The organism is Lentzea sokolovensis (assembly GCF_033949975.1).
Lineage (GTDB): Bacteria > Actinomycetota > Actinomycetes > Mycobacteriales > Pseudonocardiaceae > Lentzea > Lentzea sokolovensis.
The window spans coordinates 314156-340396 of record NZ_JAXAVU010000004.1 but is presented as its reverse complement, the minus strand read 5'-3'; the positions used below and the strand labels follow the sequence as shown (position 1 = coordinate 340396).

The following is a 26241-nucleotide window of genomic DNA, read 5'->3' as shown; positions in this document are numbered from 1 at the left end:
GAACGCCGAAGGGAAGCGAAAAGCAATGGTGCGCAAAACTTCCAGGTCGATCGCGGGGGTGTCGGCCCTCGTGCTGGTGCTGGCCGCCTGCGGGCGCGGCGACGACCAGACCGGTGGTCAGAGCAGCGCCGACATCGCGCAGGGTCCTGCCACGGGCACCATCACCGTGTGGGCCATGGGTGCCGAGGGCGAGAAGCTCCCGGCGCTGGCGAAGGAGTTCGAGGACGCGAACCCCGGCGTCGACGTCCAGGTGACCGCCATCCCGTGGGACGCCGCGCACAACAAGTTCACCTCGGCGATCACCGCGGGCCAGGCGCCCGACGCGGCCATGGTGGGATCGACGTGGATGGGCGAGTTCGCGGGCATGGACGCCCTCGACCCGACGCCGTCCTCGATCGACAAGAACGCGTTCTTCGACGGCGCGCGACGCACGACCGAGGTCGGCGGCACCTCCTACGGCATTCCCTGGTACGTCGAAACGCGGTTGCTCTACTACCGCAAGGACCTCGCGAAGACGGCCGGGTACGAGACACCTCCCACCGACTGGGCGGGACTCAAGGAGATGGCCAAGGCCCTGCAGGCCAAGTCGGGCGCCAAGTGGGGCATCGGATTGCAGGCCGGCGGCACCGGTTCGTGGCAGTCGCTGCTGCCCTTCGCGTGGTCGAACGGCGCGGCGCTGACCAAGAACAACGACGCCGCCTACAACTTCGACAGCCCGGAGATGCAGGAGACGCTGAAGTACTACGGCTCGTTCTTCAGCGAGGGCATCGCGGACAAGGAAGCGCCCGCGCAGCCGACGACCGAACCGGACTTCGTCAGCGGGCGCGTGCCGATGTTCATCTCCGGCCCCTGGATGATGTCCGCGGTCGAGAAGCTCGGCGGGGAAGGCTTCAAGGACAAGTACGACGTCATGCCGATGCCGGTGAAGAAGACGTCGTCGAGCTTCGTCGGCGGGTCCAACTTCGTCGTCTTCAAGGAGACCAAGAACCGCGACTCCGCCTGGAAGTTCGTGAACTGGCTGGCGAGCCCGCAGGTGCAGGTCAAGTGGTACCAGTCCTCGACCGACCTGCCGTCGGTGAAGAGCGCGTGGCAGGACTCGGCGCTCGCCGCCGACACGAAGCTCGCGAAGTTCGGCAAGCAGCTCGACACCGCGCAGTCGCCGCCGACGTTCGCCACCTGGGAGCAGGCGATCACCGCGCTCGACACCGAGGTCGAGAAGGTGGCCCGCTCCGGCGCCGACCCGGCCGCCGCGCTCAAGGCGGCCCAGGCATCAGCCGACTCGATCGGCACCGGCCGGTGAGCTTGACCGCCCCGGCCCGCCGCCGAGGCGCGGAACGGGCGGCCTGGCTGCTCATCCTGCCGTTCTGCCTGCTGTTCGGAGTCTTCACGGCGTGGCCGGTGCTCCAGTCGTTGTTCATGAGCTTCACCGACACCCGCAACCGCGACCTGCGCACGCCGTTCGCCGTGGAGTTCGTCGGGCTGGGCAACTACGTGCAGGCGTTCGCCGACCCGCTCTTCCGCACGGCGGCGGCGAACACCGCGTACTTCGTGCTGGTCGGCGTGCCGCTCACGCTCGCCATCGCGCTGTTGGCCGCCGTCGTGCTGGACAAGGGGATCTCGCGGTTCCGCGCGTTCTTCCGGCTGGGCTTCTACACGCCGGTGATCACCTCGATCGTCGCGGTCGCGGTGGTGTGGAGGTTCCTGCTCCAGGACGAGTTCGGGCTGATCAACACCGTGCTCGGCTGGGTCGGGATCGACGGGCCGAACTGGCTCGGCGACCCCGACTGGTCGATGCCCGCCCTGATCCTGATGGCCGCGTGGCGCAACTTCGGCACCGCGATGATCATCTTCCTGGCCGGGCTGCAGGCGGTGCCGGCGTCGTTGCACGAGGCCGCGTCGATCGACGGAGCCGGGACTGTGCAGCGGTTCCGGCACATCACGCTGCCGCTGCTGCGCCCGACGCTGCTGTTCGTGTCGGTGACGACGGCGATCGGCTACCTGCAGTTCTTCGAGGAGCCGTACGTCATGACCAACGGCGGCCCGCTCAACTCGACGATCTCCGCGTCGATGTACACCTACCGGCAGTTCGGGTTCGGCAACTACGGCTTCGCCTCCGCGATGAGCTACCTGATCTTCGTCGTGATCGCGATCGTCACCGCCCTGCAGTTCCGCCTGCTGCGGGAGAGGGGCTGACATGACCGGGCAACGCACGCAGAACCGCTGGTGGATCTACGTTCCGCTCACGCTCGCGCTCATCGCCGTGATCGCGCCGTTCGTGTGGATGGTGCTGGGCAGTTTCAAGGGCGAGGGCGAGATCCTGGCCAACCCGCCCACGTGGCTGCCGGAGTCCGCGTCCCTGGACAACTACACGCAGCTGTTCTCCCGCCTGCGGTTCGGGACGTACTTCCTCAACTCGGCGATCGTCGCCGTCCTGGTGACCGCCGGGAACCTGCTCTTCTGCTCGATGGTCGGCTACGCGCTCGCCAAGCTGGAGTTCCGGGGCAAGCGGGCGCTGTTCGCGGTCGTCCTGGCGACCTTGATGATCCCGGGCGTCGTCACGTTCGTGCCGCTGTACGTCCTCGTCGTCAACGCGGGCCTGGCGAACTCGTTGCCCGCGCTGATCCTGCCGTTCCTCGTCTCGCCGTTCGGTGTGTTCCTGATGCGCCAGTTCATGACGGGCCTGCCGACGGAGCTGATCGACGCCGGCCGCGTCGACGGCGCGGGCGAGGTGCGCATCTTCGCCCGGATCGTCCTGCCGTTGTGCGGGCCCGCGCTCGCCACCCTCGGCATCCTCACGTTCCTGGGCAGCTGGAACAACTTCCTCTGGCCGCTGGTCGTCGCGCAGCAGGAGAGCGAGTACACGCTCCCGGTCGCGCTGGCCCTCTACTCGACCGGCCAGAACTCGATCCAGTACGGCCTGCTGCTGGCCGGGGCCACCATCGTCGTCGTTCCGGTCCTGCTCGTGTTCCTCGTCTTCCAGCGGCGCTTCATCGAAGGCATCGCGACCACCGGCATCAAGTGATCGTCCAAAGGGGACTCTCATGGCATCGCCAGCAAGGATCACCCGCCGAACACTGCTCGTCGCGAGCGCGGCCGCGCTCGCCGTTCCCTCGTTCGCCTCCGCCGCCCCGGCGCAGAAGGTGCTGACCGCCGACCCCACCCGGATCCGCGGGTGGGCGCGTGACACCTGGCGCAGCCTCGTCGCCATGACCCCGGCACGCACCGGCCTGCCCGCGGACAACATCCCGGAGTCGCTCGCCGCGTCCGACCGCTCGGGGTACACGTCGCCGACGAACATCGGTGGCTACCTGTGGTCGACGATCGTGGCCCGCGAACTCGGCCTCATCACCTCGGGCGAGGCGTCGGCGCGGCTGGTCCGCACGTTGTCCACTTTGGACCGGATGGAACACCACGCCCCGAGTGGCATGTACTACAACTGGTACGACGAGGAGACCGGGGAGGCGTTGCGCGCCTGGCCCGGCACGGGTGCCGTGGTCCACCCGTTCTGCTCCAGCGTGGACAACGGCTGGCTCGGCGCGGCACTGCGCGTCGTCGCGGAGGCCGACCGCGCGGCGTCCGGACCGGCCAAGCGGATCTTCGGCCGGATGCGGTGGGACGCGTTCTACAACCCCGGCGACGATCCCGCGCACCCGGTGCGGCCAGGCGGCCTGATCCACGGCGGGTTCTTCCCGTTCGACCACGACCGGCCCGGCGGGGTCTACCAGGGCACGCACATCGGTGGCGACCCGGTCTGGCTGACCACGCACCACTACGACACCACGGTGTCCGAAACGCGCATCACCAGCTACTTGGGCATCATCACCGGCCAGATCCCGCCGAAGCAGTACTTCGCGATGTGGCGGACGCTGCCGGCGTCGTGCGACTGGTCGTGGCACGAGATGCAGCCGGTGGGGGAGAACCGGACCTACTACGGCATCGAGGTCTTCGAGGGCGCCTACACCTATCGCGGCATGCGGATCGTGCCGGGCTGGGGCGGGTCGATGTTCGAGGAGCTGATGCCGGACGTGTTCGTGCCCGAGGCGAAGTGGGCGCCCCGGTCGTGGGGCCGCAACCACCCGTTGCACGTCCGGGCGCAGCGGGAACACGGCCTGCTCGAAGCGAAGTACGGCTTCTGGGGCTTCAGCCCGGCGAGCAACCCCGCCGGCGGCTACCGCGAGTACGGCGTCGACGCCCTGGGCATCGGACCCGGCGGCGAGCCGGGGAACCCCGCCAGCGGCTACTTCTCCGACCAGGAGATGACCAACTACGACGCGGGCTTCGGCTCGTGCCGCCCGGCCACCAACCCCACACCGACGTACGGCGACGGCGTGGTCACCCCGCACGCGGCGTTCCTGGCGATGATGCACGAACGCGACGAGGCGTACACGAACCTCGTCGGCATCCAGAACGATCTCCGCGCCTACGGGACGGGTGGGTTCTTCGACTCGGTCGCCGTGCGGTCGGGCACCATCGCGCGCCGCTACCTCTCGCTGGACCAGGCGATGGTCATGGGAGCGATCGGCAACGTCCTGTGCCGCGACGTGATCCGCCGGGCGTTCGCGACACCGGCCGTCGAGCGTGCTTTGCGGCCGGTGATCGGTGTCGAGGAGTTCGGTGCGAGCCGAGTCTGAAAGCTGTGGAGGTAAAGGCATGCGGCCCGTACGGCTGATCTCCGAGGACGGTGTGGAGTACCGCGACCTCAACGGCAACGGCGTCATGGACCCCTACGAGGATCCGCGCCTGCCCGTGGCGGAACGCGTGGCGGACCTGCTGGGACGCCTGACGCTGGAGGAGAAGGCAGGCCTGCTGTTCCACACCGTCATCGAGGCGGGCGCGGACGGCACGGTGAAGGAGGCGCCCGGCGACATCAGCAAGTCGCCGACAAGTGTTGTGGTGAAGCAGAAACACCTGTCGCACTTCAACGTGCACGCGCTCGACGACGCCCGCATGGCGGCGCGCTGGTACAACAACCTCCAGCTCATCGCCGAGAGCACGCCGCACGGAATCCCGGTGACGATCTCCACCGACCCGCGGCACGCGTTCATCGAGAACGCGGGTGTGTCGTTCAGCGCCAAGGCCTTCTCCCAGTGGCCCGAGTCGCTGGGCCTCGCCGCACTGCGTGATCCGGCGCTGGTGGAACGGTTCGCGGACATCGCGCGCCAGGAGTACGTCGCGGCCGGCATCCGCTGCGCCCTGCACCCGGCGATCGACCTGGCCACCGAACCTCGGTGGGCGCGCCAGGCCGGCACGTTCGGGCAGGACACAGCGCTGACGGCCGAACTCGCCGTCGCGTACGTGCGCGGGTTCCAGGGCCCGTCGCTGGGCTCGGAATCGGTCGCCTGCACCAGCAAGCACTTCCCCGGCGGCGGGCCGCAGAAGGACGGCGAGGACGCGCACTTCCCGTACGGCCGTGAGCAGGTTTACCCCGGCGGCCGGTTCGACGACCACGTCGCGCCGTTCCGCGCGGTCATCGAGGCGGGCACGGCGGCGGTGATGCCCTACTACGGCATGCCCGTCGGCCTGGAGGTGGACGGCGAGGCGATCGAGGAGGTGGGCTTCGGCTACAACCGCCAGGTCGTCACCGGGATGCTGCGCGAGGGCCTCGGCTTCGACGGCGTGGTGCTCACCGACTGGGAACTCGTCATGGACAACCACGTCGGCGACAAGGTGCTCCCCGCACGCGCCTGGGGAGTCGAACACCTCGACGCGCACGGACGCATGGAACTCATTCTTGCTGCAGGAGCCGACCAGTTCGGTGGCGAGGAATGCGTCGAAGTACTGCTCGAACTCGTGGCACAGGGCCGTGTCACGGAGGAGCGGATCGACGAGTCGGCGCGCAGGCTGCTCAAGGTCAAGTTCCTCCTCGGCCTCTTCGACGACCCGTTCGTCGACGAGGACCTGGCGGCGGAGGTCGTGGGACGGCAGGACTTCCGCGACGAGGGCCACGCCGCGCAGGCGAAGTCGGTGACCGTGCTGCAGGTGGGCTCGGGCGCGACGAGCCTGCCGTTGGCGCAGGGCCTGAAGATCTACGTGGAGAACGTCTCGCCCGAGGCCGCCGCGCGCCTGGGCGCCGTCGTCGCCACACCCGAGGAGGCCGACGTCGCGCTCGTGCGGCTGATGGCCCCGTTCGATCCGCGGTCGGACCTGTTCCTGGAGTCGTGGTTCCACCAGGGGTCGCTGGACTTCCAACCGGGCCTGGCCTCACGCCTGGCCCGGATCGCCGATGCGTGCCCGCTCGTGGTCGACGTGACGCTGGACCGCCCGGCCGTTCTGACCCCGCTGCTCCAGATCGCGTCGACCCTGGTGGCCAGCTACGGCACCAACGACGAGGCCCTGGTCGACGCGCTGACGGGTGTGTGTCCGCCACAGGGCAGGCTTCCGTTCGACCTGCCGCGCTCGATGGAGCAGGTCCGCCGCCACCCCGAGGACGTCGCGGGCTACGAGGACCCGCTCTTCCCCTTCGGCCACGGAGTGATGCCGGGCGACCGCTAGAAATCCTGTCCAGGACATCAATCGATCGCGCCGTTGACCGGGTCGTACCGCACCCAAGACCATGAGAGCGTTCCCACGGACGCGAGGGTGTGGTCGGTGTGCTGAACTTCTTCGTGGCGTTCCTGGTGGCGCTGGTTCCCTCCGCACCGCCCAGCGGACCACCCAGCGGACCGCCGCCCAGCACCCCGCCCGTGGTCGCGGCAGCCGTGGTGTGCGTGCTCTCCTGCGACACCCTGGATCCCTCTCAGGCCAAGCAGGAAACGTTCCCGGTGCCGGAGAGGCAGATCAACGGCCGGCGGCTGGTGCTGCACGTGTCGGATCGCGACGGCATGGCGTGGGGCAGCATCGACAACGGTGTCGCCGGCGACTCGGTGTGGCTGGACAGGTCGTGGGACGGCGGCGCGAGTTGGGAGGGCCTGCTGGGCAGGGCGAGCGTTCCCGGCTCGTGGACGGGCACGAGAACGTTGATGTACAACGTGACCGACCCCGTCGGCCACCGGCGCGGCCTGATCCGCGCGTGTGGTGACGCCGCCGCGGTCACGTGCACCGACTGGATCTACCCGACCGTGTGCGACGTGCTGTGCGACCGCACGAGCGCGGGCCAGGCCAACGGCGACATGCAGCCGGTGCCGCCGACGACGTTGTACGGCCGGGTCATCCGGCTGCACACCGACGCGAACGCGATGGCGTGGGCGAGCATCGAGGCGGGTGGGCCGGGCGACGAGGTCTGGCTCGACCGCTCCTGGGACAGCGGCGTGAGCTGGCCCGGCGGTTCGTCGCTCGGCCGCACCGCGACGCCGGCCGGGGCGAACTCGGTGCGCACGAGCATGTTCGCGACCCGAGACCCGCGCGGCCGCCACTACGGCGGCGCCGTGCGCGCGTGCGGCAGGGAAGCAGCCCACCAGGAAGGCAGCTGCACGGCGTGGGCGCGACCCGTCCCCACGAGGGCGCGCGCCGCAGCCGACGCACTCCTGTACTCCTACGACCCGTCCACCGCGTGGTGGCCGACGAGCTGGTGGAACTCGGCGACGACGCTGACAGCGGTGATGGACTCCGGAATCCGGGACTACGACTGGGTGATCGCGCGGACGTTCGACGTGAACCGCGGCCGGTTCGCGGCGGGACAGCGCGGCAGCGACCCGATCGAGGGCGACTTCATCAGCCGTTCGATCGACGACAGCGCCTGGTGGGGCCTCGCCTGGGTGGCCGCCTACGACCGCACCGGTGACCAGCGCTACCTCGCCATGGCGACCACCATCGCGACGTACGTGCACCAGTACTGGGACACCCGCACGTGCGGTGGAGGGGTCTGGTGGGACCGCGAACGCACCTACAAGAACGCCGTGACGAACGGCCAGTACCTGCGGCTGACCGCGTCGATCCACCGCCGCACACCCGGCGATTCGGTGTGGCTCCACCGCGCCCGCACCGCCGCGGACTGGTACCTGAACAGCGGACTGATCAGCTCGTCCGGCCTGGTCAACGACGGGCTGACCGGCGACTGCCGCAACAACGGCCAGACGGTGTGGACCTACAACCAGGGGCTGGGCATCGGCGGTTTCGTCGAGGTGTGGCGCGCGACCGGCGACGCCAGGTACCTCGACACCGCGAAACGCCTGGCGGACTCGGCGATCGCCAGCCCCGTGCTCACCCGCAACGGTGTCCTCACCGAGTCCTGCGACGTCGGCTCCAACTCCTGCGACGACAACCAGAAGCAGTTCAAGGGCATCTTCGTGCGCTACCTGAACGACCTCGTCGAGGCCACGAACTCCACTACCCATCAACGCTTCGCGCGTCAGCAGTCGGACTCGGTCTGGGCGAACGACCGCGACGCGCTGAACCGGATCGGCCAGCGCTGGGCCGGCGGCACGCCCAACCAGGTGGACTGGCGCACGCAGGCGAGCGGCCTGAACGCGGTGATCTCCTGATCACCTGTCGGGCCGGGAGAGGGCCTTCTCGGCGAGTTTCGTCTCGATGTGCCGCAGCGTCGCGATCGTCGCGTCCACCTCGGCCCGGTCGGTGACGACGCCGTCGAGCAGGTCGCTCCAGAGGTCGCGGAGCCGCCGGAGGTTCTCCTGTGCGCGGTCGGTGGGGTAGAGGCGCACGCGCCGGGCGTCCTCAGGGTCGGGTTCGCGGTGCACCAGGCCCTTGTTCTCCAGGCCGCGCAGGGCTCGGCTGAAGTTGCTGGAGATCTGCTGGGTCGCCTCGGCGGCAGCGCGGGCCGACGTGCCGGGGTTGCGGTCGATGTAGCGCATCACGGCGATGTCGCCCGCTGTCCACGACTCCCGGTTCAGCGCCTCCTTGGAGGCGTGGATCTGGCGGCCGACCGCGGCGATCAGGTCGGCGAGCTCGAACAAACGGGCCTTCTCGTCCTCATCCACGCGACCCATGTTACTTTTGCTGTCATCTGATAGCTATCATTTGACAGGAGAAGTGGTGAACTCGCCGTCACGCAGTGCCATTCCCGTGCCGTTGCTGCTCGTGCTCGCCCTGCTGGCGAGCGTCGCCCCGTTCGGCATCGACCTCTACCTGCCGGCGTTCCCGCGCATGGCCGTCGAACTGGAGACCAGCGACACCGCCATCCAGCTCACCCTCACGATGTTCCTGCTGGGGCTCGCGACCGGTCAGCTCGTCTTCGGCCCGGTCTCGGACAGGTGGGGCAGGCGCGGACCGCTGCTGATCGGGTCGGCGCTGTTCGTGGCCGCGAGCCTGCTCGCCGCCGCCGCGCCCACGATCGCGATCCTGCTGGTGGCCCGGCTCGTCCAGGGCGTGAGTGCCGCGGCGGGCATGGTCATCGGCCGCGCGATCATCGCCGACCTCGTGACCGGGCGTGCCGCGGCGCGGGCGTTCAGCCTCATGATGACCGTGACCGGGGTGGCGCCGGTGGTCGCGCCGCTGCTGGGCAGCCTGATGGTCGACGGCATCGGGTGGCGGGGCGTGCTGTTCGTGCTGGCCGGTCTGGCCGTCGCGATGCTCGCCGGATCGGCGGCGCTCGTCCGCGAGACCCATCCCCGGGAACGCCGCGGCTCGGCGCACGGCGGTGGCTTCCGCAGTCTCGGCCGGCGCGCCTACCTCACCGCGACGGCGACGTTCGTGCTCTCGTTCGCCGTGCTGATGGCCTACATCTCGGCCTCGCCCTTCCTCTACCAGGTCGTCATCGGACTGAGCCCCGTCGGCTACGGCATGTTGTTCGCGCTCAACGCACTCGGCCTGATCGCGAGCAGCACGGTCGCCTCCCGGCTGCTGCGCAGCCGCTCCCCGCGGCAGATCCTCGCCATCGGCACCACCTGGCTGCTCACCGCCGCCGTGACGCTGCTGGTCCTGGCTGTCCTGCCGATCAACGCCGGCTGGCTCGTCGTGCCGATCTTCTTCCTGGTCCCGGCCCTGGGTTTCATCGCGGGACCGGCGACGGGACTCGCCCTCGACGCGGTGCGGGGCGCCGCGGGTACCGGGTCGGCCGTGCTGGGAGCGTCGCAGTTCGCGCTCGCCGCGTTCGTCTCCCCGCTGGTCAGCGTGGGCGACGGCCACTCGGCGCTGCCAATGGCGATCACCATCGCCGTGCTCGCCGCACTCGCGGCCTCCGCCTACCAGGTGCTCGCCCGCACTCCTCAGGTCGAGAACGATGGGAACGCTCTCACCCAGAGGGCGGTTGTGACGCCTGCGGGTGGTGCGCCACGGTGATCACCGGCTGACAACGTTGTCCCGGAGGTCTCGTCATGCGTGCGCTGCTGGTCGTGCTGGCAACCGCCTTCACCCTGCTCGTTCCCGCCGGACCCGCCTCGGCGGGCACCGCGCCGGACTACGCGGAGTTCCCGTACGCGCCGACGACCTACGCGGAGCCGTTTCGCGGCCAGTTCCACTTCAGCTCGCAGTCGGGGTGGATGAACGACCCCAACGGGCTGGTGTTCGCGAACGGCCTCTACCACTTCTTCTACCAGCACAACCCGCACGGCCTCGAGTGGGACACCATGCACTGGGGTCACGCCACGAGCCCGGATCTCGTGCACTGGACCCAGAAACCGATCGCGCTGGAGCCCGGCGTGCACCCCGGCACGTTGTTCTCCGGCGGCGGCATCGTGGACAAGTTCAACACCTCGGGCCTCAAGACCGGTGCCCTCGACCCGATCGTCGTCTTCTCGAACACCAACGGCGTCAGCGTGTTCTACAGCAACGACAACGGCCGCAGCTTCCAGGCGTACGACGGCGGGCGCAAGCAGATCGAGATCCCGGAGGAGAGCCGCGACCCCAACGTGGTGTGGGACGCCGATCGTCGCCAGTGGGTCATGGTGGTCTGGTCGAACCGGGGCGGCAACGGCGTCGACATCTACACCTCTCCCAACCTTCTCCAGTGGACGTTCGCCAGCCGCTACGCCGCGGACTGGCTGTTCGAGTGCCCAGACCTGTTCGTGCTGCCGCTCGACGGCACGCCGCAGTGGGTCCTCACGTCGGCGACGAGCGAGTACGTGGTCGGCTCGTTCGACGGCACGACGTTCCGCACCGACCGGCCGCAGCCGAAGAAGATGAACCTGGGCACGACGTTCCCCGGCGGCACCTTCTACGCCGCCGAGTCGTTCGACAACACGCCGGACGGCCGCGTGGTGCAGATGGCCTGGCAGGGCGGCAACAGGGGCGGCTCCTGGACCGGCAACGCGACGTTCCCCGTGGCGCTGGGCCTGGTCGGGTCACCGGACGGCCCGAAGATCACCAGGACGCCGGTGGCCGAACTGGACTCGCTGCGCGCCGACACCCGCACCTGGCGCAACACCACCGTGACCGCCACGAACAACCCGTTCGCCGGAATCCTCGCCGACACCTACGAGATCACCGCGCGCTTCGACCTGCGCGGCGCGACGGCTCAGGAGTTCGGTTTCGCGCTGCACAGCCGTTCCGACGGCACGGCGGACCGCACTGTCACCTACGACCGGGTCGCGGGCACGTTGTACGGCAGGCCTTTCCAGCCCACCGGTGACGAGGTCAGCGTGCGGCTGCTGGTCGACCGCGGCCAGCTGGAGGTCTTCAGCGGCGACGGGCTGTTCTCGGTGGCGGACAACGTGAACTTCGACTCCGCCGCCGTCAGCCAGGGCATCAGGTTGTTCGCGAACGGCGGCACGGTGCGGTTGAAGGACGCGAAGTTCACCCGGCTCAGCACGAGCTGGGGCACCGCTCAGTCCACTTTGGAGAGCAACCTCCCAGGTCCCTGGCACGCCACCGCGGGCCAGTGGACCGACGTGGCGGGCGGCAAGCGGGCACAGGCGACCGGCGACTCGTTCTACCTGAGCGCGAGCACGGCCGGCGACACCACCTACCAAGGAGACCTGCGCCTGGACACGGCGCAGGCAGCCGGTCTCACCTTCCGTGCCACGCCTGAGGGTGCCGGCTACACCGCGAACATCGACGCGGCCGGCGTGGTCAAGCTGTGGCGGCCCGGCCGTGACATCGCGAGCTACTCCACGCCGATCACGCAGGGCCAGACCTACCACCTGACGGTGCAGACGACCGGATCGCGCATCCAGGTCTGGCTCAACCACGGCACGTCGCCGATCATCGACGCCACCGACACCGCGTACTCCAGCGGCCGGTTCGGCGCGAACGTCTATCGCGGCACGGCGACCGTGCAGAACCTGAACACCGGCCCGTCCGGGTTCGCCGCCTTCGCGTCCGGACCGTGGACGGCGGTCGGCGGCACCTGGACCGCGACACCGGAATCGTTGCGCGCCAACGCTTCCGGCGACGCCTTCTACCTCAGCGACCGCACCGCGTCCGACCTCGTCTACGAAGGCGACCTGTCCATCGTCAACGGGGTGGCGGCGGGCCTGACGTTCCGCGCGGGTGCCGACGGCGCGGGCTACACGGCGAACATCGACGCGAGCGGTGCGGTGAAGCTGTGGCGTCCGGGCCGTGACATCGCGACCTACTCCACGCCCATCGTCCAGGGCCGCACCTACCACCTGAAGGTGCAGGCGACCGGCTCGCGCATCCAGGTCTGGCTCGACCGCGGCACCTCACCGGTCATCGACGCGGCCGACACGACCTACGGCGCGGGACTGGTGGGACTCAACGTGTACGCCGGAACCGCCGCGGTACGCCAGCTCACGATCAGCTGACACGGCCGGTCACGTGCGGGCGATCTTCGCCACCAGGAGCTGCCGGGCGAGCAGGGTGAGGCCGTTCCAGAGGGCGTCGAGCAGGTCGTCGGTGGGCTTGGCCCGCAGCTCCTCCACGGAGAACCCCGAGTGCCGGTCGGTCTCGGTCATCGCGTCCTGCCGGTAGATCCGTTCGAGCCGTTCGGCCGGGCTGTCGACGAGCCGGAAGTACAGCACGGAGCAGATGTCCATCATCGCGTGCCAGTCCGCGTGCAGGCCGGCCTTCGGGAAGTAGGTCTGCAGGCGGCTTTCCAGTGCCTTGCCGACGACGCGGGATCTCCGGTACTGCAGGCCGAGGTCGTGTTTGACCGTCTCCAGGTAGCCGCGGTTGCCCGTGGCGGACGCCGTCGTGTCCTTCATGAACCAGTAGTAGGTGGCGAGGAAGTGGAACGAACCGGCGGCGTCGGTGACCTGGTTGACCAGTTCGCTGCGGAGCTCGCGGTTCGCGCGCCTGGTCTGGATGGTGTGGTTGAGCCAGCTGATGAACCCGCCGAGCACGAGCGTTCCGAGGATGGCTCCGGTGACCGGGCCGATCAGGGCGCGCAGAACGTCCGCAAGTGCCACGTTTGTGCTGTCGCGGCTTGGACTTCCGGCGCTACGGGTGCTCGGGCAGGTTCATTCGTTCGGCCCCTTTCGGTCCGTTAACGGGACTTCGCGGCCGCCCAGGTCTGGAGCCCGTCCAGGAACCGGTCCACGCCGAAGGCGAGTTCGAACGGCAGCGCGTCCTTGCTCGTCTGCCGGGGCCCTGCGGCGACCTCGGCGGCGTGGACCGCGGTCAGCGCCGGGTAGTTCTCGGGGTCGATGAGGTCGGCGACGACGTGCGTGAGGTCCGCGTCGGTGTGCGGGATCCCGTCGTCGCGCTTGTACTGGCCGGCCATGCTCGTGCTGATCTGCGCGGTGCCGCGGACGACCGCGGTCAGGTGCAGGGCCGCCGCCCGCGCCTCTCCGCCGGTCAGGCCCGCTGCCAGCAGGGGGCGCAGCAGCCGGTCGAGCCAGGCGAGCTGGTTGGGGCCCACGGGCGCGTGGTCGAGCGGGACGCGCAGGATCCAGGGACGGCGGTGGAACCCGGCCCACAGCGCGCCGGCCCACAGCCGGACGGCCTCCCGGAAGTCCGCGGCGTCGTCGAGGTTCGGGGGAGCGCCCGCGCCGACGTCGGCCGCCACCTCCAGCAGCAGGTCCTTGCTCGGGACGTGGTTGTAGAGCGACATCGTCGAGTAGCCGAGCTCGGCGGCGATCCGCTGCATGGACAGCGCCTCCAGCCCGTCGGCGTCGGCGACCTTGACCGCGGCCTGCGCGATCAGCTCGACGCTGAGCCGGGACCGGGGGCCGCGCCGGCCGGGTTGGCGTCCCTCCCACAGCAGCGTGAGGCTGCGCCGCAGGTCAGGGTCCTTGCTGTCACGTGTCGTCATCCGCCATCCCGTCCGGTTGCCCGGTGTCATCCTAAAACTATGTACGTCATACGTTTCTATGTATGGTGTACATAGTTTCCGCCCGGTCCCCACTCGAACGGACTTGTCATGACTTCGACCTCGCGCGCCTCCTGGTGGCGGCGGCCCTGGATCGTGCCGCTGATGCTGGTGGTGGCGGCGTTCCTGGCGTTCTCCGTGCCGCCGTACCTGACCCTCGACCCCGCCCAGTCCCGCTTGAAACCGCCGGAGGGCAACGACCTCTACTACCCGCTGCTGGTCGCGCACGTCCTGTTCGGCACCGTCGCGATGGCGACCGCCTGCTTCCAGGTCTGGCCGGCGTTCCGCGCTCGGCACCGCGTCGGGCACCGGATCACCGGCCGGATCTACGTCTACGCAGGGGCGTTGCCCGCCGGTGTGCTCGGCCTGTACATCGGCTGGCACACCGTGGCGGGACCGTCGGTGCTGGTGGCGAACCTCGTGGGATCGGCGCTGTGGCTGCTCGTCACGATCGTCGGGCTGCGGAAGGCTCTTCAACGGCGCTATGACGAGCACCGCCGGTGGATGTCGCGCAGCTTCGCGCTGGCGATGTCGATCGCGCTGAGCCGGGTGATCAACATCCCGGCGATGATCGTGCTGACGCCGCAGGTCGACACCGCGTTCGGGGGCAACGAGGAACTGATGCGCAACACCGCCACGAGCATCGGTGTGTGGCTCAGTCCTCTTCTTCTGCTCCTGCTGACGGACTGGATCCTGGAACGCCGCAAACCTCGTGCGCCACGAACCGCGCCGTCTCCCGCGGATTTCGGAACACCCGCAGTCGCGCGCCTTTAGCGTGCGTGGCGATCGCGTTCATCAGCAGCGGCCGGTGCCGGCGGCGCCACGACCAGACCCAGAGCCAGAAATCGGCCCGTTCCCGTGACCGGCGCAGCGCTCGCCAGGCGCAGCGCGGGAACGAGTAGTCGAGCAGGAGGACGGTGTCCGCCCTGCGCAGCCGGACGTCGAGCACGTCGTAGGGCCCGAGGTCGCCGTCCATGATCCACCGGTCGGCGGCGGCGAGTGCGCCCTGGACGACGGCCCAGCGGTCCGGGGGAGTCGCCTCCAGGCCCGGTCCCCAGAAGTGCTGGTCGAGTTCGACGACGGGAAGCCCGGTCGCGGCGCCCAGGGCGGCGGCGAGAGTCGACTTGCCCGCGCCGCCACGGCCGAGGATCACCACGCGCTGCACGGTCGCGATGGTGCCAGCGCGGCCGTCGGCGGTGCGAGCCTGTTTCGTCCGGTGAGGACGGTTAAGCTACGCCGGTGATCAATGGCCGGCGCCACCCTGGCCGCCTCGTCGTGCTGTCGTTCCTGGCCGCGGTCACTACGGGCACGGCGCTGTTCATGCTCCCGATGGCGGCCGAGCCCGGGAAGACGACTCCGTTCATGACGGCGTTGTTCACCGCGGTCTCCGGCCTCACCGGCACCGGCCTCGCGGTGGTCGACACGGGCACGCACTGGTCGACGTTCGGCGAGGTGCTGCTGCTGGTGCTGTCCCAGATCGGTGGTATCGGGATCATGACGCTGGCGTCGCTGCTGGCGATGATGGTGTCGAACCGCATCGGCCTGCAGCTGCAGCTCACCGTCCGGACCGAGACGAACACGCTGAACCTCGGCCACGTCCGCAGGGTCGCGCTGGGCGTCGTCGTGATCAGCCTGGTCATCGAGGCGATCGGTGCGGTGGTGCTGGGCCTGCGGTTCTGGCTCGGCCACGGCTACTCGCCCGGGCGGGCGTTCTACTCGGGCGTGTTCCACTCGGTGTCGGCGTTCAACAGCGTCGGCCTGTCGCTCTACCCCGACAACCTGACGAGGTTCGCGACCGACCCGTGGGTGTCGCTGACGGTCGTGGCGGTGGGCGTGATCGGCGGGCTGGGCTTCCCGGTGCTGTTCGAGGTGCTGCGCGGGCGGCGGCGCAAGCGCTGGTCGCTGCACACCCGGATCACCGTGCCGGTGTACCTGTCGCTGATCGCGTTCGGCGCGGTGATGTTCCTCGTCGTCGAGTGGGCTCGCACGGGCACGCTCGGTCCGTACGGGGTCTGGGAGAAGCTGCTGATCGGCGTCTTCCACGGCGCGCAGCCGGGCACCGCGGGCTTCAACACCGTCGACGTCTCCCAGCTCCAGCCCGCCACGCTGCTGGTGAACGACGTGCTGATGTTCATCGGCGGCGGCAGCGCGGGCACCACCGGCGGCATCAAGGTGACGACGTTCGCGCTGCTGGCGTTCGTCCTGCTCGCCGAGGTGCGGGCCGAACCGAGCGTGCACGTGATGGGCCGCCGGCTGAGCAACGACGTGCAGCGCCAGGCCGTCACGGTGGCGTTGATGGGCATAGGCGCCGTCATGATCGCCACGCTCATCATGCTCGCGACGACCTCGTTCCGGCTCGACGCCGTGCTGTTCGAGGCGGCGTCGGCGTTCGGCGGCGTCGGCATGTCGACCGGCATCACCGCGCAGCTGCCCGTGGTGGGCCAGCTGGTGATCATGGCGCTGATGTTCATCGGCAGGCTCGGCCCGATCACACTGGTGTCCACGCTGGCGCTGCGCGAACGCGGGCGCCGCTACGAACTACCCGAGGAGCGCCCCATTGTCGGATAGGCACGTCAACCGGGTCGTCGTGATCGGTCTCGGCCGGTTCGGCAGCTCCTTGGCACTGGAACTGGTCAGCCACGGCACCGAGGTCATGGCGATCGACCAGGACCCCAAGCTGATCCAGCGCCACGCCGACGACCTCACCCACGCCGTGGTCGCCGACAGCACCGACGCCGAGGTGATGCGGCAGCTCGGCGTGGACGAGTTCGAGCTGGCCGTCGTCGGCATCGGCACGAACCTGGAGGCCAGCATCCTGACCACCGCAGTCCTGGCCGACTTCGGCATCACGACCATCTGGGCCAAGGCGATCAGCCGCGAGCACGGCCGCATCCTGGAACGCATCGGCGCGCACCACGTCGTCCTGCCCGAGCACGAGATGGGCGAACGCGTCGCCCACCTCGTCACCGGCCGCCTGCTCGACTTCATCGAGTTCGAGGACGACTACGCGATCGTCAAGACCCGCGCGCCGAAGGAGGCCGTCGGTCACACCTTGGGTGAGAGCAGGTTGCGCAAGAAGTACGGCGTGACCGTGGTCGGCGTGAAGCGTCCGGGCGAAGGCTTCACCTACGCCACCGCGGAGACCATGGTGCACCCCGGCGACGTGCTCATCGTGGCGGGCAGGACGTCCGAGGTGGAACGGCTCGCCGATCTGACCTAGGCCGTGTCCTGCAGGTCCGTTCGATGAGAGTCACGGGCGAGAGACCCGGAGGCGGTGCCGCCGGAGCGCCCTCATACCGGGCGTATTCGGGCGTTCCGGCGGTGCCGCCTCCGGGGCCCTCGGCCGCGACTGTCGCGGACGAGACCTGCAGGACACGGCCTAGTCGAGCCGGGCCAGCTCGTCCGCGCTCAGCGCGAGTTCCACGGCCTGGGCCGACGAGGTGATGGACGCCGGACGGCTCGCTCCCGGAATCGGGATCACGACGGGGGAGCGGGCGAGCAGCCACGCCAGGGCGATCTGCTGCGGGCTCGTGCCTCGTTCGGCCGCGACGGCGTGGAACGCGGTGCCCGCCGAGGCGGGGCCCGGTCCGTCGAGCGAGCTGCGGGAGAGGCCGCCGAGCGGGCTCCAGGGCAGGAACGCGAGACCGAGGTCGGTGCACAGCCGCAGCACGTGCTCGCTGTCGCGGACGGCGGGGGAGTACCTGTTCTGCACGGACGCGAGCCCGTCGCCGAGGATCTCGCGTGCTTCGAGGACCTGGGCCGTGGTCGTGTTGGAGATGCCGGCGGCGCGGATCGTGCCGGCGTCGAGCAGGTCGCGCAAAGCACCGACGGACTCGGCCCACGGCACGGCGGGATCCGGCTTGTGCAGCTGGTACAGGCCGATCGTGTCGACGCCCAGGCGCCGGGAGGAGGCCTCGGCGGCGTGCTTGAGGTGCTCCGGGGCGGCGGTGACGGTCCAGCTGCCGTCGCCGGGACGGCCGCGGCCGCCCTTGGTGGCCACCAGAACTTCCGACGTGTCGCCGTAGCGAGCCAGGGCGCGCGCGATCAGGAGTTCGTTGTGGCCTTCTTCGCCGGCGTGCCAGTGGTAGCTGTCGGCGGTGTCGATGAGCGTGACGCCGGCGTCGAGGGCGGCGTGGATGGTGGCGATGGCCCGGGTCTCGTCCGGCCGGTGTTCGATCGACAACGGCATGGCGCCCAGGCCGATGGCGCTGACGGCGGTGTTCGCGATGAGGCGATGGCGCATCAGTTCCCCAGAAGGCCGGTGACGGCGCCAGGCAGCCAGTCACGGGTGTGCGAGACGAAAAGGCCCAGTTCCTTCGCGCGGGCGTTGCTCATGGCGTAGTGGCGGTCGAACGAGAACGGCGACGCCTCGGCGCCCTCAGGAACCGTTCGGCGGACAGGCGCACGGTCTACCTGCGCGGCGACGACCGCGGTGAGCTCGTGCACGTCGAGCGGGCCGTCGGAACAGGCGTTGACCGGACCGGTGAAGCCGCCAGTGGCCGTCCACCGCAGCACGTCCGCCAGCTCCTCCCAGTGGACGAAGACCGTCGGCAACGCGATGGCGTGCACCAGGATCTCCTCGCCGCGCAGGACGCGTCCGACGTAGTGCGCGAGCCGGCCGGTGAACTCCCTGGCGCCTCCGCCGAGCACATGAGCGCTGCGCACGCTGACGAAGTCGAAGCCGCCGGCACGCGTGAACACCGCCTCCGCCTGACGCTTGCCCTCGGCGTAGTGCGCCTGCAGGTACCTGTCGTCGTGCCAGGGAAGGTCCAGGGCCACCAGCCAGGTGGACGGGTCCACGAGCTCCTCCCGCACGGGCGTGTGGGGAGGCACGGTCAGTGCGGCGGTCGCGGGGTCGTAGACCTCGATCGTGGACGTCATGACGTAGCGCCGGGTGCGGCCGGTGAAGACGCGGGCGGCGATCGCGGCCTGCACCGGGGTGTAGCAGACCTGATCCACCACGACGTCGAACGTGCGGTCGCCGAGCGCCGCCTTCAGCGCGGTCTCGTCGTTCCGGTCGGCGACGAGGTGCTCGACCCCGGTGGGCGGCGAGGCAGCACCGCGGTTGATCACGGTGACCTGGTGCCTCGCCTCGTGCAGGCGCTCCACCAGGAGCGCTCCGAAGTACCGGCTTCCGCCGATGACGCAGATCTTGGGCATGCCTCCATCGTGGAGACCTGCGATCATCAGCAGAAGTCCCGAGCTGCTGTATCGGCATTAAGGAAAACTGTTGATCGACGTGCAACGGCTCCGCGTCCTGCGGGCAGTGGCGGAGCACGGCAGCTTCAACCAGGCGGCCGCCGCGCTCCGCCTCACCCCGTCGGCCGTCTCCCAGCAGGTGGCCGCGTTGGAACGAAGCGTCGGCACCGAGGTCGTGCACCGGAGCACCCGCGGTGTCACCCTGACCAGGGCCGGCGAGATCATGGTCCGCGCCGCCGAGTCCGTGGCCGCGGAGCTCGAACACGCCCAGCGGCAGGTCGCGCGGCTCAACACCGGCCGCACGCAGATCACCGTCGCCACGTTCACCAGCGGCGGCAGGGTTCTGTTGCCCGCAGCGCTCACCCGGCTCACGACGGTCCACCCCGGCACCGTCGTCCACATCAGGGAGAGCGAACCCGAGGAGGCTCTGCCGCTGGTCCGCCAGGGCGCCGTGGACCTCGCCCTCGCCTACCACTTCGACGGCCCGCTGCCCACCGGGCCGAACACCGGTCTGGAGTGGACCCCGCTCCTCGAAGACCCCCTGCACGTCGTTCTGCCCCAAGGACATCGGCTCGCCGGCCGGGACGCGCTCGACCTCGCCGAACTGGCCGCGGAACCGTGGGTGCTCGGCTGCCTGAAGACCGAGGCCTATCTGCGCCGCCACGCCGAGCGCGCCGGTTTCGTCCCGGACGTCCGCGGCACCACCACCGACTACTTCTTCGCCCGCTCACTAGTCGCCGCGGGCATGGGGATCTCGCTGATCCCCTCCATCGCGCTCGCTCCGGAGATCCCCGGCCTGCGCACCGTCGCCATCGCGCAGCCGCGGCCGATCCGCCACATCGGTACCGCCACGCTCGGTCGAAGCGACCAGCCCTCCGTCACGACCCTCGTCGAGGCACTCCGCGAACAGGCGATCTCGGCTTCGGCCTGCTGAGTCAGCCGGGCCGTGGCTCGTCGGATTCCCGGTCCAGGCCGGGTTCGTCCGGACCGGACTCCTCCGGTTGGCTGGTGTGCACGTCGGCGGGCGCCACGAATTCGTCCGCCTCGCTCAGCAGGGACCGGATCGCGGAGTTGAGCACCGCCAGCAGTGGCACCGCGAGCAGTGCGCCCGCGATGCCCGCGACGAGGAGGCCGGCGGCGATGGCCAGCACCACCGCGAGCGGGTGCAGCTTCACCGCGCGGCCCAGCAGGAACGGTTGCAGGACATGGCTTTCCAGCTGGTTCACGGCGATGACGATGATCAGGGCGATCGCGGCGGTCACCGGGCCGTTCGCGACCAGGGCGATGAGCACGGCCACGCCGCCCGCCACCACGGCACCGAAGATCGGGACGAACGCGCTGATGAACACCAGTGCTGCCAACGGAACCGCCAGCGGCACGCGCAGAATTGCCAGTCCGATGCCGATGCCGAGCGCGTCCACCACGGCGACCGCTCCGGTCGCGCGGACGTAGCTGACGAGCGCGGCGAGACTGCGCCTGCCCGCGACGTCGACGCGCCTGCGGGGCCCGTTGGGGACGACGCGGATGAGGAACTGCCAGATCCTGGGGCCGTCGTAGAGGAAGAACGCGAGCGCGAACAGCACCAGCAACATCTCGACGAGGGTCTCGCCGACCGTCGCGGCGGTGGTGATGGCACTCGTGGTGATGCCGGTCTGGTTGTCCTGCAGGGTTTTCACGATCCGGTCGGCGAACTCGCGCAGTTGCGTCTCGCTGAGCTGCAACGGGCCGTTGACGAGCCAGTCGGACACCGCGTCGATGCTGCGGGCCAGTTGTGCCGCCAGATCAGGAAGGCCGTTGACGAACGTCATCACGACGAACGTGAGCAGTCCGCCGAGCACGGCCAGTCCGCCGACGAGCACCACGAACGTGGCGAAACCTCGCGGAAACGTGTGGCGCGTCAGGAAACTGACGGCGGGAGTGAGCAACGCGGCCAGCAGCAACGCGATCGCGAGCGGGACGACGAGCGAGGCGAGCCTGCCGAAGATGGTGCCGATCACGTAGAGCGAGGCCACCACGACGAGAAAGCGCCACCCGAGAGCCGCACTGACGCGCAGTCCGAGGGGAACGGAGTCCAGCGGGTCCCGGCGGTCGGTGCTCACGGCGTTCGTACCTCCGGTGTCGGTCTCCGACGCCGGGGTCCGGGGTCATCGGTGAGAGGGATGCGTATCCGCACACCTCTGTGCCGGTTTCCCTGTCAGAGGCGCCACAAACGTGGCATGGGCGATGATTGAGGTTCTCCGCTGTGGGCATCCGATGGTCGACGTCCCATCTGAGATACGGGTGGAGGAGAGGAAGACATGGGCACCGACGACAAGATCGACGCCAAGGCCGACCAGGTCAAGGGCAAGGTCAAGGAAGGCGTCGGCGACGCCACCGGCGACCGTGAGCTGCAGGGCGAGGGCAAGGTCGACCAGGCGAAGGGTCACCTCAAGGAAGCTGGCGAGAAGGTGAAGGACGCCTTCAAGAAGGACTGACCGGCGTTCCGCTCTCACGGGAGCATGCATCCTCTGGGTGCGTGCTCCCGTTTTGCGTTCAGGCGAGCACTTCGGTGCCGATCAGACCGGCCAGCAACAGCGCCACGCTCACGACGGCACCGAACACCTCGACCGGAACGAGCCGTTTCCTGGCCTGCCGCGCGAAAACCAGGTTCACCAAGGCATGCGCGGACGCGGTGGCCAGCACCCACCACGGCCCGGCGGTGAGCAGCAGGGTCGCACCCAGGTAGAACGACATCGCCGTGAGGCCACGAACGCCGCTGTGCACGGGATGCGTGCTGACGAACCCGCCCTGCGCCTTCAGTTGTTCGGCGGCCTGACGCCCGATGGGCCAGGTGAACGTCGTCAGCTCGATGGCGGCGATGAACACGAGCTGAGCCAGCGCCCAGCCGAAACCGGCCCAGAGCGCGGACTCGACGCCGCTGACGGCGACCAGGACCAGCGCGAGCCGGACCAGCTCGTCGGTGATTCCCGTCGTCACCCCGATGATCGTGTCCCGGCGCCGGACGGCGTGCAGGCGGCCGGCCGTGCCCAGCGTCGGCAGGCGCGCCGCCAGTGCGGCCAGCCAGCCCAGGACGCCGACCACCGCCGTGCCCGCCTGCGAGACACCGAGCAGAACCGCCAGTGTCACCGCGAGAAGCACGAGCAGGATCGCGACCACCGCGGCGCCCGCCCGGATTCTCCCGGTGAGCTGAGCCGAGTCCGTGCCGGGTTCGCGCTGCGATGAGGGGTCGATGGCTCGACGCTACTCCGTCACCAGCGTGGCCGCGGTGTGCCGACCCTCGTCAGCGCGGCGGCCTCCGGTGACCGTTCGTTGACCAGCCTGGCCACGTCGGACAACAGCTGACCGGTGTTGCGCGCGTAGTTCCGCATGAGGGAGAAGGCGTCCGCGACGTCGATCTCCAGCCGTTCGGTCAGCACGCCTTTGGCTTGTTCGATCACGACGCGATTCATCAGTGCGGCCTGGAGTTGCTCGGCGACCGCCTCGCTCTGCTCGGTCGCGCGCACCTGGAGAAGACTGATCGTGGCGACGTTCGCGAAGGACTGCGCCAGTGCGGCGGCCTCGGAGGGCAGCGCGCCGGGCGACGTGCGGAACAGAGTGAGCGCCCCGATGGCCTTGTCCCGCGACCGCATCGGCACCGCGTCGACCGCGGCGAATCCCAGTTCCACGGCCGCGGCGGTGAACCGCGGCCACCGCTGCTGCCCGCGCAGATCGGGGCAGCGCACCGTCCGTCCGGAGTGGACACACTCCTCGGACGGGCTGTCTTCGCTGTGCGGCATCAGGTTTTCAAGCGGGTGGGCCAGGTGGCTGGAGGCGGCCATCAGCTTGAGGGCGCTCTGACCGTCGGCCAGCAGGATCCCCGCCGCGTTCACCGGCAGCAACTCGACGGAGCGCTCGGCCAGTACGTGCAGGAACTCGATGGTGTCGAACCGCTCCACGAGTGCGTCGGCCAGTTCGGCGAACGTCTGTGCCACCCGCTGGTCCGACACGCCGGTCCCCTTTCGCTCGTCGATGTGGCAGCCGCGGGGTCAGGGCGGTTCTGGTCAGACTAGCGCCGCGACGGCGGGGGACCTGCTTTTCCGGGAATTACCATCGGAATGCCGAGTTCTGCGTCGGTCGAACGCGTCCGAAAGAGTGTAGTCTCAATTCGTCGAGAACATTTCGCACCTGAGCGTTCAAGCTCCTGTCGTGCTCGATGAAACGTGACCCGGTCGTCTTGCGGCCGAAGTCGGGAGTTCCCGCATGACTGATTCCACCTACACGTCCGCCTACGACCGCAGGCTCAAGATGGTGGAGGACGTGCTGACCGGCCGCACCGAACTCGGCGGCAAGGACACGCGGGAGGTGGCGGTGCAGGTGCTGCGCGCGCTGGACCACATCCCGGAGCGGGTGCGGTGACTTGACACCACGACGGTGGGGCGCCGGCCTGGCGATGAGCGGGCCGGAGGCTACGCCCTGGAGGCCGTCAGCGCGGTCATGTCGATCGTGCCGTCGATGACGTCCTCCGCCACCTTGCCCAGGTGAAGGCGGTTGTTCCTCGAGTACTGCCGCAGGGTCTGGAACGCCGTGCTCATGTCCACCTGCAGCCGCTCGGCGAGCACCCCCTTCGCCTGTTCGATGAGGACCCTGCTCTGCAACGCGTGCTGCAGCTGCCCGGCGAGCAGTTCGCGGTGGCTGATGACCTGGGCCTGGAGCAGACCGATGGTGGCGACCTCCGCCATGGCCCTCGCCACCCTGACCCGCGTCTCGCCCAGGTCGTTCTCGGTGACGGTGAACAGGTTCAGCGCCCCGATGGTCTGCTCGCGCAGCCGCATCGGCAGGGCGTGCACCGCGCCGAACCCTGCGGCCACCGCGGCCGAGGAGAACTCGGGCCACCGCTGGGGTGGTTCGGTGAAACCGGTGACCGTGATCGGCGCCCCGGTGAGGTAGCACTCCATGCACGGGCCCTGCCGGTGCTGGAGTTCGAAGAGTTCCAGCAGCCGGGCGCGGTCGCTGGAGGCACCGACCGCCTGGAGCTCACCGAGGTGGTCCGCGAGCAGGATGCCGGCCGCGTCCACCCCCAGGGTGCTGACGCAGCGGTCGGCCAGGAGATGCATGAACTCGGCCGGGTCGAAGTCGGCGACCAGGGTGTCGGCCAGCTCGACGAACGTCTCCGCCAGGTTCTCCACGGACATGACAAGTCACCTCTGTCGGTTCTCGCCGGGGCGGCAGGATCATCGGGGATCGAACCGGCCGTTCGGACTCAGTCGCAGATGCCGGGTGACGACGTCGCGGGCGACCTCGACGACCGGCTTGTCTTGTGCGAACGAGTACGCGCGCAGCCGCACGAGCGCCTCGTCCATGCTCACCCCCAGTTGGACGGACAACATCCCGATGGCCTGGTGCACCTCGGCCTGGCGGAGCGGCATTCCAGTCGGCGGAGGAACTTCGACGTGGACGCGGGTCAACTCGTCCAGCACCAACGACATGACGACGTCGGTCACGACGTGCGCGTCGGCCACCTGTTCTGAGGTCAACGGCCCCGGGCTTGTCCTGTGCAGCACGAGCGCACCCAGGTGGATCGCGCCGCTGCGCAACGGGAACACGAACACCGCTCGCGCCCCGGTGGCGCCGGCGGACAGTGTGAACAGCGGCCACCGCTCATGGTTCTCCCAGGAGTCCAGATCGTCCACCAGGACAGGAACACCGGACCGGAGGGAGTGCTCGCACGGCCCCTCACCGAGGACGAACCGCATGTTCTCGAGGAGCGTGCCGATCTGGTTCGTGGCGTAGTTGTACGCACGTCGGCCCGTGCCGCGCGTCAAGGTCAGCTGAGCGCCGCTCACCCCGAGCAACGCCACGCTCGCTTCGCACGCGGCCTCGCTGGGCATCGCGACATCGCGATGAGCCGCGTCGCCGGTGAGGTGTGCCAGCACTTTCGCGAGCCGTTCACCGCTCACAGCGAGTCCGGCCGGGTGGTGCGGGCGTCTATCCGCTCGGCGAGGTCGAGTGCGCCGGCGTGGTCGTGGTGCCTGCGCGCCTGGAGTGCGAGCGGGCGGAAGCGGTCGCGCATGCGGGCCGACCCTACAGCGGCGGCGGAGTCCAGCGCCCGCAGCCCGGTGCCGACCCCGACTTCGACGTCCCCCTCGATCAACTGGTCGGTGGACAGCAGGACCAGGCTGAGGATCCGGCTGCGGGCCATGTCCTCGCCGTAGCCGTTGACTGCCGCGTGGAGCAACGGAACGGCCGTCCGCGCGTGGTGCCTGCCCGCGGTGCCCGCCAGGGTCGTGTGCACCGCTCCCGCCATGGCCGACAGGTCGGACTCGGTGAAGAACCTCGCCCACTCGGCCACCTCGGTGCGGTTCGCGGCGGTGAACTGCTCACGACCGCGGTCGAGCAACGTGAGCGCGCCGTGTTCGTCGCCCTTCCTCGCGCACGCCCAGGCGGAGTTGACCGAGATGATGCCGGCGGCGAGCCGGTCACCGGATCTGGAGGCCGCGATCCGGCCCAGGTCGAAGTACCGCAGCGCCTCGTCGAGGTGCCCGTGGTGCAGGTAGACCCGCCCGAGGCGATAGCACACGTTGGCGATCAACCCGTCGTCCCCGGCGATTCCGGCCAGCGCGAGCGCGTGCGAGAAGTGGTTGTGCGCGTTGGTGACCAGTCCGGCGTCGAAGCAGACCCACCCGGCCAGGTTCCGCAGGTCGGCCATGGCCACGTGCAGCCGTTGCCGCACCTCTGGGGCCGCCGTCGCGGTGAGCAACGGGAGGTTGTCGCGGATCCGCCGCCGCACCCGGTCCAGGCAGGGCTCGCCGCCGTGGCGGTAGTCCATTTCGCGCAACGCGCGGATGTCCTCTTCCAGATGCGTGACGTCGGCGAGACCGATCATGGCAGGCAGCACCCCAGACCAGTGGTGGAAGTGGCACCGCCGGGGGCCGGGGCGGGTGTCGCTTTCTCACCTGACCTGG

The 26241-nt window shown here is 69.6% G+C and carries 26 protein-coding genes; 14 read left to right on the top strand and 12 right to left on the bottom strand.

Translation table 11 applies throughout. The annotated features are described in order from the left end of the window. The first annotated feature begins 25 nt into the window (after positions 1 to 25). The 6 genes from SK854_RS07065 to SK854_RS07040 all read left to right on the top strand — a co-directional run bounded on the left by SK854_RS07065 (position 26) and on the right by SK854_RS07040 (position 8420). The gene (locus SK854_RS07065) at positions 26 to 1300 is read left to right on the top strand and encodes a sugar ABC transporter substrate-binding protein (RefSeq protein ID WP_319974177.1); all 1275 of its coding nucleotides are present in this window, start codon (positions 26 to 28) and stop codon (positions 1298 to 1300) included. Beyond that, positions 1297 to 2193 carry a carbohydrate ABC transporter permease gene (locus SK854_RS07060; protein ID WP_319974176.1) on the top strand — a complete coding sequence of 299 codons (897 nt, stop codon included), beginning with the start codon at positions 1297 to 1299 and terminating at the stop codon, positions 2191 to 2193. Before SK854_RS07065 ends, SK854_RS07060 begins: the two co-directional genes overlap by 4 nt. Before the next feature lies 1 nt (position 2194). Then, the gene (locus SK854_RS07055; RefSeq protein ID WP_319974175.1) at positions 2195 to 3022 is read left to right on the top strand and encodes a carbohydrate ABC transporter permease; all 828 of its coding nucleotides are present in this window, start codon (positions 2195 to 2197) and stop codon (positions 3020 to 3022) included. Positions 3023 to 3041: 19 nt separating this feature from the next. Continuing rightward, a complete protein-coding gene (locus tag SK854_RS07050) occupies positions 3042 to 4631 on the top strand; it encodes a glucoamylase family protein (RefSeq protein ID WP_319974174.1) in 1590 nt (529 codons plus the stop codon). A gap of 19 nt (positions 4632 to 4650) precedes the next feature. Further along, on the top strand, positions 4651 to 6492 hold the full coding sequence (locus SK854_RS07045) for a glycoside hydrolase family 3 protein (RefSeq protein ID WP_319974173.1): 1842 nt from the start codon (positions 4651 to 4653) through the stop codon (positions 6490 to 6492). An 89-nt stretch (positions 6493 to 6581) separates the two neighbouring features. Next, the gene (locus SK854_RS07040; RefSeq protein ID WP_319974172.1) at positions 6582 to 8420 is read left to right on the top strand and encodes a glycoside hydrolase family 76 protein; all 1839 of its coding nucleotides are present in this window, start codon (positions 6582 to 6584) and stop codon (positions 8418 to 8420) included. On the opposite strand, the gene SK854_RS07035 is transcribed toward SK854_RS07040, so the two are convergent. Beyond that, positions 8421 to 8873: a MarR family winged helix-turn-helix transcriptional regulator gene (locus SK854_RS07035; protein ID WP_319974171.1), complete on the bottom strand. Its 453-nt coding sequence runs from the start codon at positions 8871 to 8873 to the stop codon at positions 8421 to 8423. A gap of 55 nt (positions 8874 to 8928) precedes the next feature. Between SK854_RS07035 and SK854_RS07030 the strand changes: the two genes are divergently transcribed. Together SK854_RS07030 and SK854_RS07025 are read left to right on the top strand one after the other, a co-directional pair. Continuing rightward, positions 8929 to 10173 (top strand): multidrug effflux MFS transporter, encoded by a 1245-nt coding sequence (locus SK854_RS07030; RefSeq protein WP_319974170.1) that lies wholly within the window; start codon positions 8929 to 8931, stop codon positions 10171 to 10173. A 35-nt stretch (positions 10174 to 10208) separates the two neighbouring features. Further along, entirely contained in the window at positions 10209 to 12596 is a 2388-nt protein-coding gene (locus SK854_RS07025) for a glycoside hydrolase family 32 protein (RefSeq protein ID WP_319974169.1), read from the top strand. Between the two features lie 9 nt (positions 12597 to 12605). Here the strand turns inward: SK854_RS07025 and SK854_RS07020 are convergent, their stop codons facing one another. Continuing rightward, positions 12606 to 13199: a hypothetical protein gene (locus SK854_RS07020; RefSeq protein ID WP_319974168.1), complete on the bottom strand. Its 594-nt coding sequence runs from the start codon at positions 13197 to 13199 to the stop codon at positions 12606 to 12608. A gap of 77 nt (positions 13200 to 13276) precedes the next feature. Next, the gene (locus SK854_RS07015) at positions 13277 to 14044 is read right to left on the bottom strand and encodes a TetR/AcrR family transcriptional regulator (protein WP_319974167.1); all 768 of its coding nucleotides are present in this window, start codon (positions 14042 to 14044) and stop codon (positions 13277 to 13279) included. A 108-nt stretch (positions 14045 to 14152) separates the two neighbouring features. Here SK854_RS07015 and SK854_RS07010 point away from each other — a divergent pair, with 108 nt between their 5' ends. Next, on the top strand, positions 14153 to 14875 hold the full coding sequence (locus tag SK854_RS07010; RefSeq protein WP_319974166.1) for a DUF2306 domain-containing protein: 723 nt from the start codon (positions 14153 to 14155) through the stop codon (positions 14873 to 14875). On the opposite strand, the gene SK854_RS07005 is transcribed toward SK854_RS07010, so the two are convergent. Further along, positions 14757 to 15266: a P-loop NTPase family protein gene (locus tag SK854_RS07005; RefSeq protein WP_319974165.1), complete on the bottom strand. Its 510-nt coding sequence runs from the start codon at positions 15264 to 15266 to the stop codon at positions 14757 to 14759. The two genes, SK854_RS07010 and SK854_RS07005, sit on opposite strands and share 119 nt — an antisense overlap. Before the next feature lie 74 nt (positions 15267 to 15340). On the opposite strand from SK854_RS07005, the gene SK854_RS07000 reads away from it, so the two are divergent. Together SK854_RS07000 and SK854_RS06995 are read left to right on the top strand one after the other, a co-directional pair. Next, entirely contained in the window at positions 15341 to 16669 is a 1329-nt protein-coding gene (locus tag SK854_RS07000) for a TrkH family potassium uptake protein (RefSeq protein ID WP_319974164.1), read from the top strand. After that, positions 16659 to 17321, top strand: a complete 663-nt coding sequence (locus tag SK854_RS06995; RefSeq protein WP_319974163.1) for a potassium channel family protein — start codon at positions 16659 to 16661, stop codon at positions 17319 to 17321. The genes SK854_RS07000 and SK854_RS06995 overlap by 11 nt, the downstream gene beginning before the upstream one ends. Positions 17322 to 17480: 159 nt before the next feature. Here the strand turns inward: SK854_RS06995 and SK854_RS06990 are convergent, their stop codons facing one another. Both SK854_RS06990 and SK854_RS06985 read right to left on the bottom strand, forming a co-directional pair. Continuing rightward, positions 17481 to 18344: an aldo/keto reductase gene (locus SK854_RS06990; RefSeq protein ID WP_319974162.1), complete on the bottom strand. Its 864-nt coding sequence runs from the start codon at positions 18342 to 18344 to the stop codon at positions 17481 to 17483. After that, positions 18344 to 19261: an NAD-dependent epimerase/dehydratase family protein gene (locus SK854_RS06985; protein ID WP_319974161.1), complete on the bottom strand. Its 918-nt coding sequence runs from the start codon at positions 19259 to 19261 to the stop codon at positions 18344 to 18346. Before SK854_RS06985 ends, SK854_RS06990 begins: the two co-directional genes overlap by 1 nt. A gap of 79 nt (positions 19262 to 19340) precedes the next feature. Between SK854_RS06985 and SK854_RS06980 the strand changes: the two genes are divergently transcribed. After that, positions 19341 to 20234, top strand: coding sequence for a LysR family transcriptional regulator (locus SK854_RS06980; RefSeq protein ID WP_319974887.1), 894 nt, complete (start codon positions 19341 to 19343; stop codon positions 20232 to 20234). 1 nt (position 20235) lies between these two features. On the opposite strand, the gene SK854_RS06975 is transcribed toward SK854_RS06980, so the two are convergent. Beyond that, on the bottom strand, positions 20236 to 21399 hold the full coding sequence (locus tag SK854_RS06975; protein WP_319974160.1) for an AI-2E family transporter: 1164 nt from the start codon (positions 21397 to 21399) through the stop codon (positions 20236 to 20238). A 198-nt stretch (positions 21400 to 21597) separates the two neighbouring features. Here SK854_RS06975 and SK854_RS06970 point away from each other — a divergent pair, with 198 nt between their 5' ends. After that, on the top strand, positions 21598 to 21774 hold the full coding sequence (locus tag SK854_RS06970) for a CsbD family protein (RefSeq protein WP_319974159.1): 177 nt from the start codon (positions 21598 to 21600) through the stop codon (positions 21772 to 21774). Positions 21775 to 21832: 58 nt separating this feature from the next. Here the strand turns inward: SK854_RS06970 and SK854_RS06965 are convergent, their stop codons facing one another. Both SK854_RS06965 and SK854_RS06960 read right to left on the bottom strand, forming a co-directional pair. Continuing rightward, a complete protein-coding gene (locus SK854_RS06965; RefSeq protein ID WP_319974158.1) occupies positions 21833 to 22456 on the bottom strand; it encodes a hypothetical protein in 624 nt (207 codons plus the stop codon). A 92-nt stretch (positions 22457 to 22548) separates the two neighbouring features. Beyond that, entirely contained in the window at positions 22549 to 23286 is a 738-nt protein-coding gene (locus SK854_RS06960; protein WP_319974157.1) for a GAF and ANTAR domain-containing protein, read from the bottom strand. A 253-nt stretch (positions 23287 to 23539) separates the two neighbouring features. Here SK854_RS06960 and SK854_RS06955 point away from each other — a divergent pair, with 253 nt between their 5' ends. Then, positions 23540 to 23695, top strand: a complete 156-nt coding sequence (locus tag SK854_RS06955) for a DUF6307 family protein (protein WP_319974156.1) — start codon at positions 23540 to 23542, stop codon at positions 23693 to 23695. A gap of 50 nt (positions 23696 to 23745) precedes the next feature. Here SK854_RS06955 and SK854_RS06950 read toward each other — a convergent pair whose 3' ends face one another. From SK854_RS06950 to SK854_RS06940, 3 genes are read right to left on the bottom strand one after another with little or no spacing between them, the layout of a single operon-like run. After that, the gene (locus tag SK854_RS06950; protein WP_319974155.1) at positions 23746 to 24471 is read right to left on the bottom strand and encodes a GAF and ANTAR domain-containing protein; all 726 of its coding nucleotides are present in this window, start codon (positions 24469 to 24471) and stop codon (positions 23746 to 23748) included. Between the two features lie 39 nt (positions 24472 to 24510). Then, positions 24511 to 25236: a GAF and ANTAR domain-containing protein gene (locus tag SK854_RS06945; RefSeq protein WP_319974154.1), complete on the bottom strand. Its 726-nt coding sequence runs from the start codon at positions 25234 to 25236 to the stop codon at positions 24511 to 24513. Beyond that, positions 25233 to 26162, bottom strand: coding sequence for a hypothetical protein (locus tag SK854_RS06940; protein WP_319974153.1), 930 nt, complete (start codon positions 26160 to 26162; stop codon positions 25233 to 25235). The genes SK854_RS06945 and SK854_RS06940 overlap by 4 nt, the downstream gene beginning before the upstream one ends. Between the last annotated feature and the right edge of the window lie 79 nt (positions 26163 to 26241).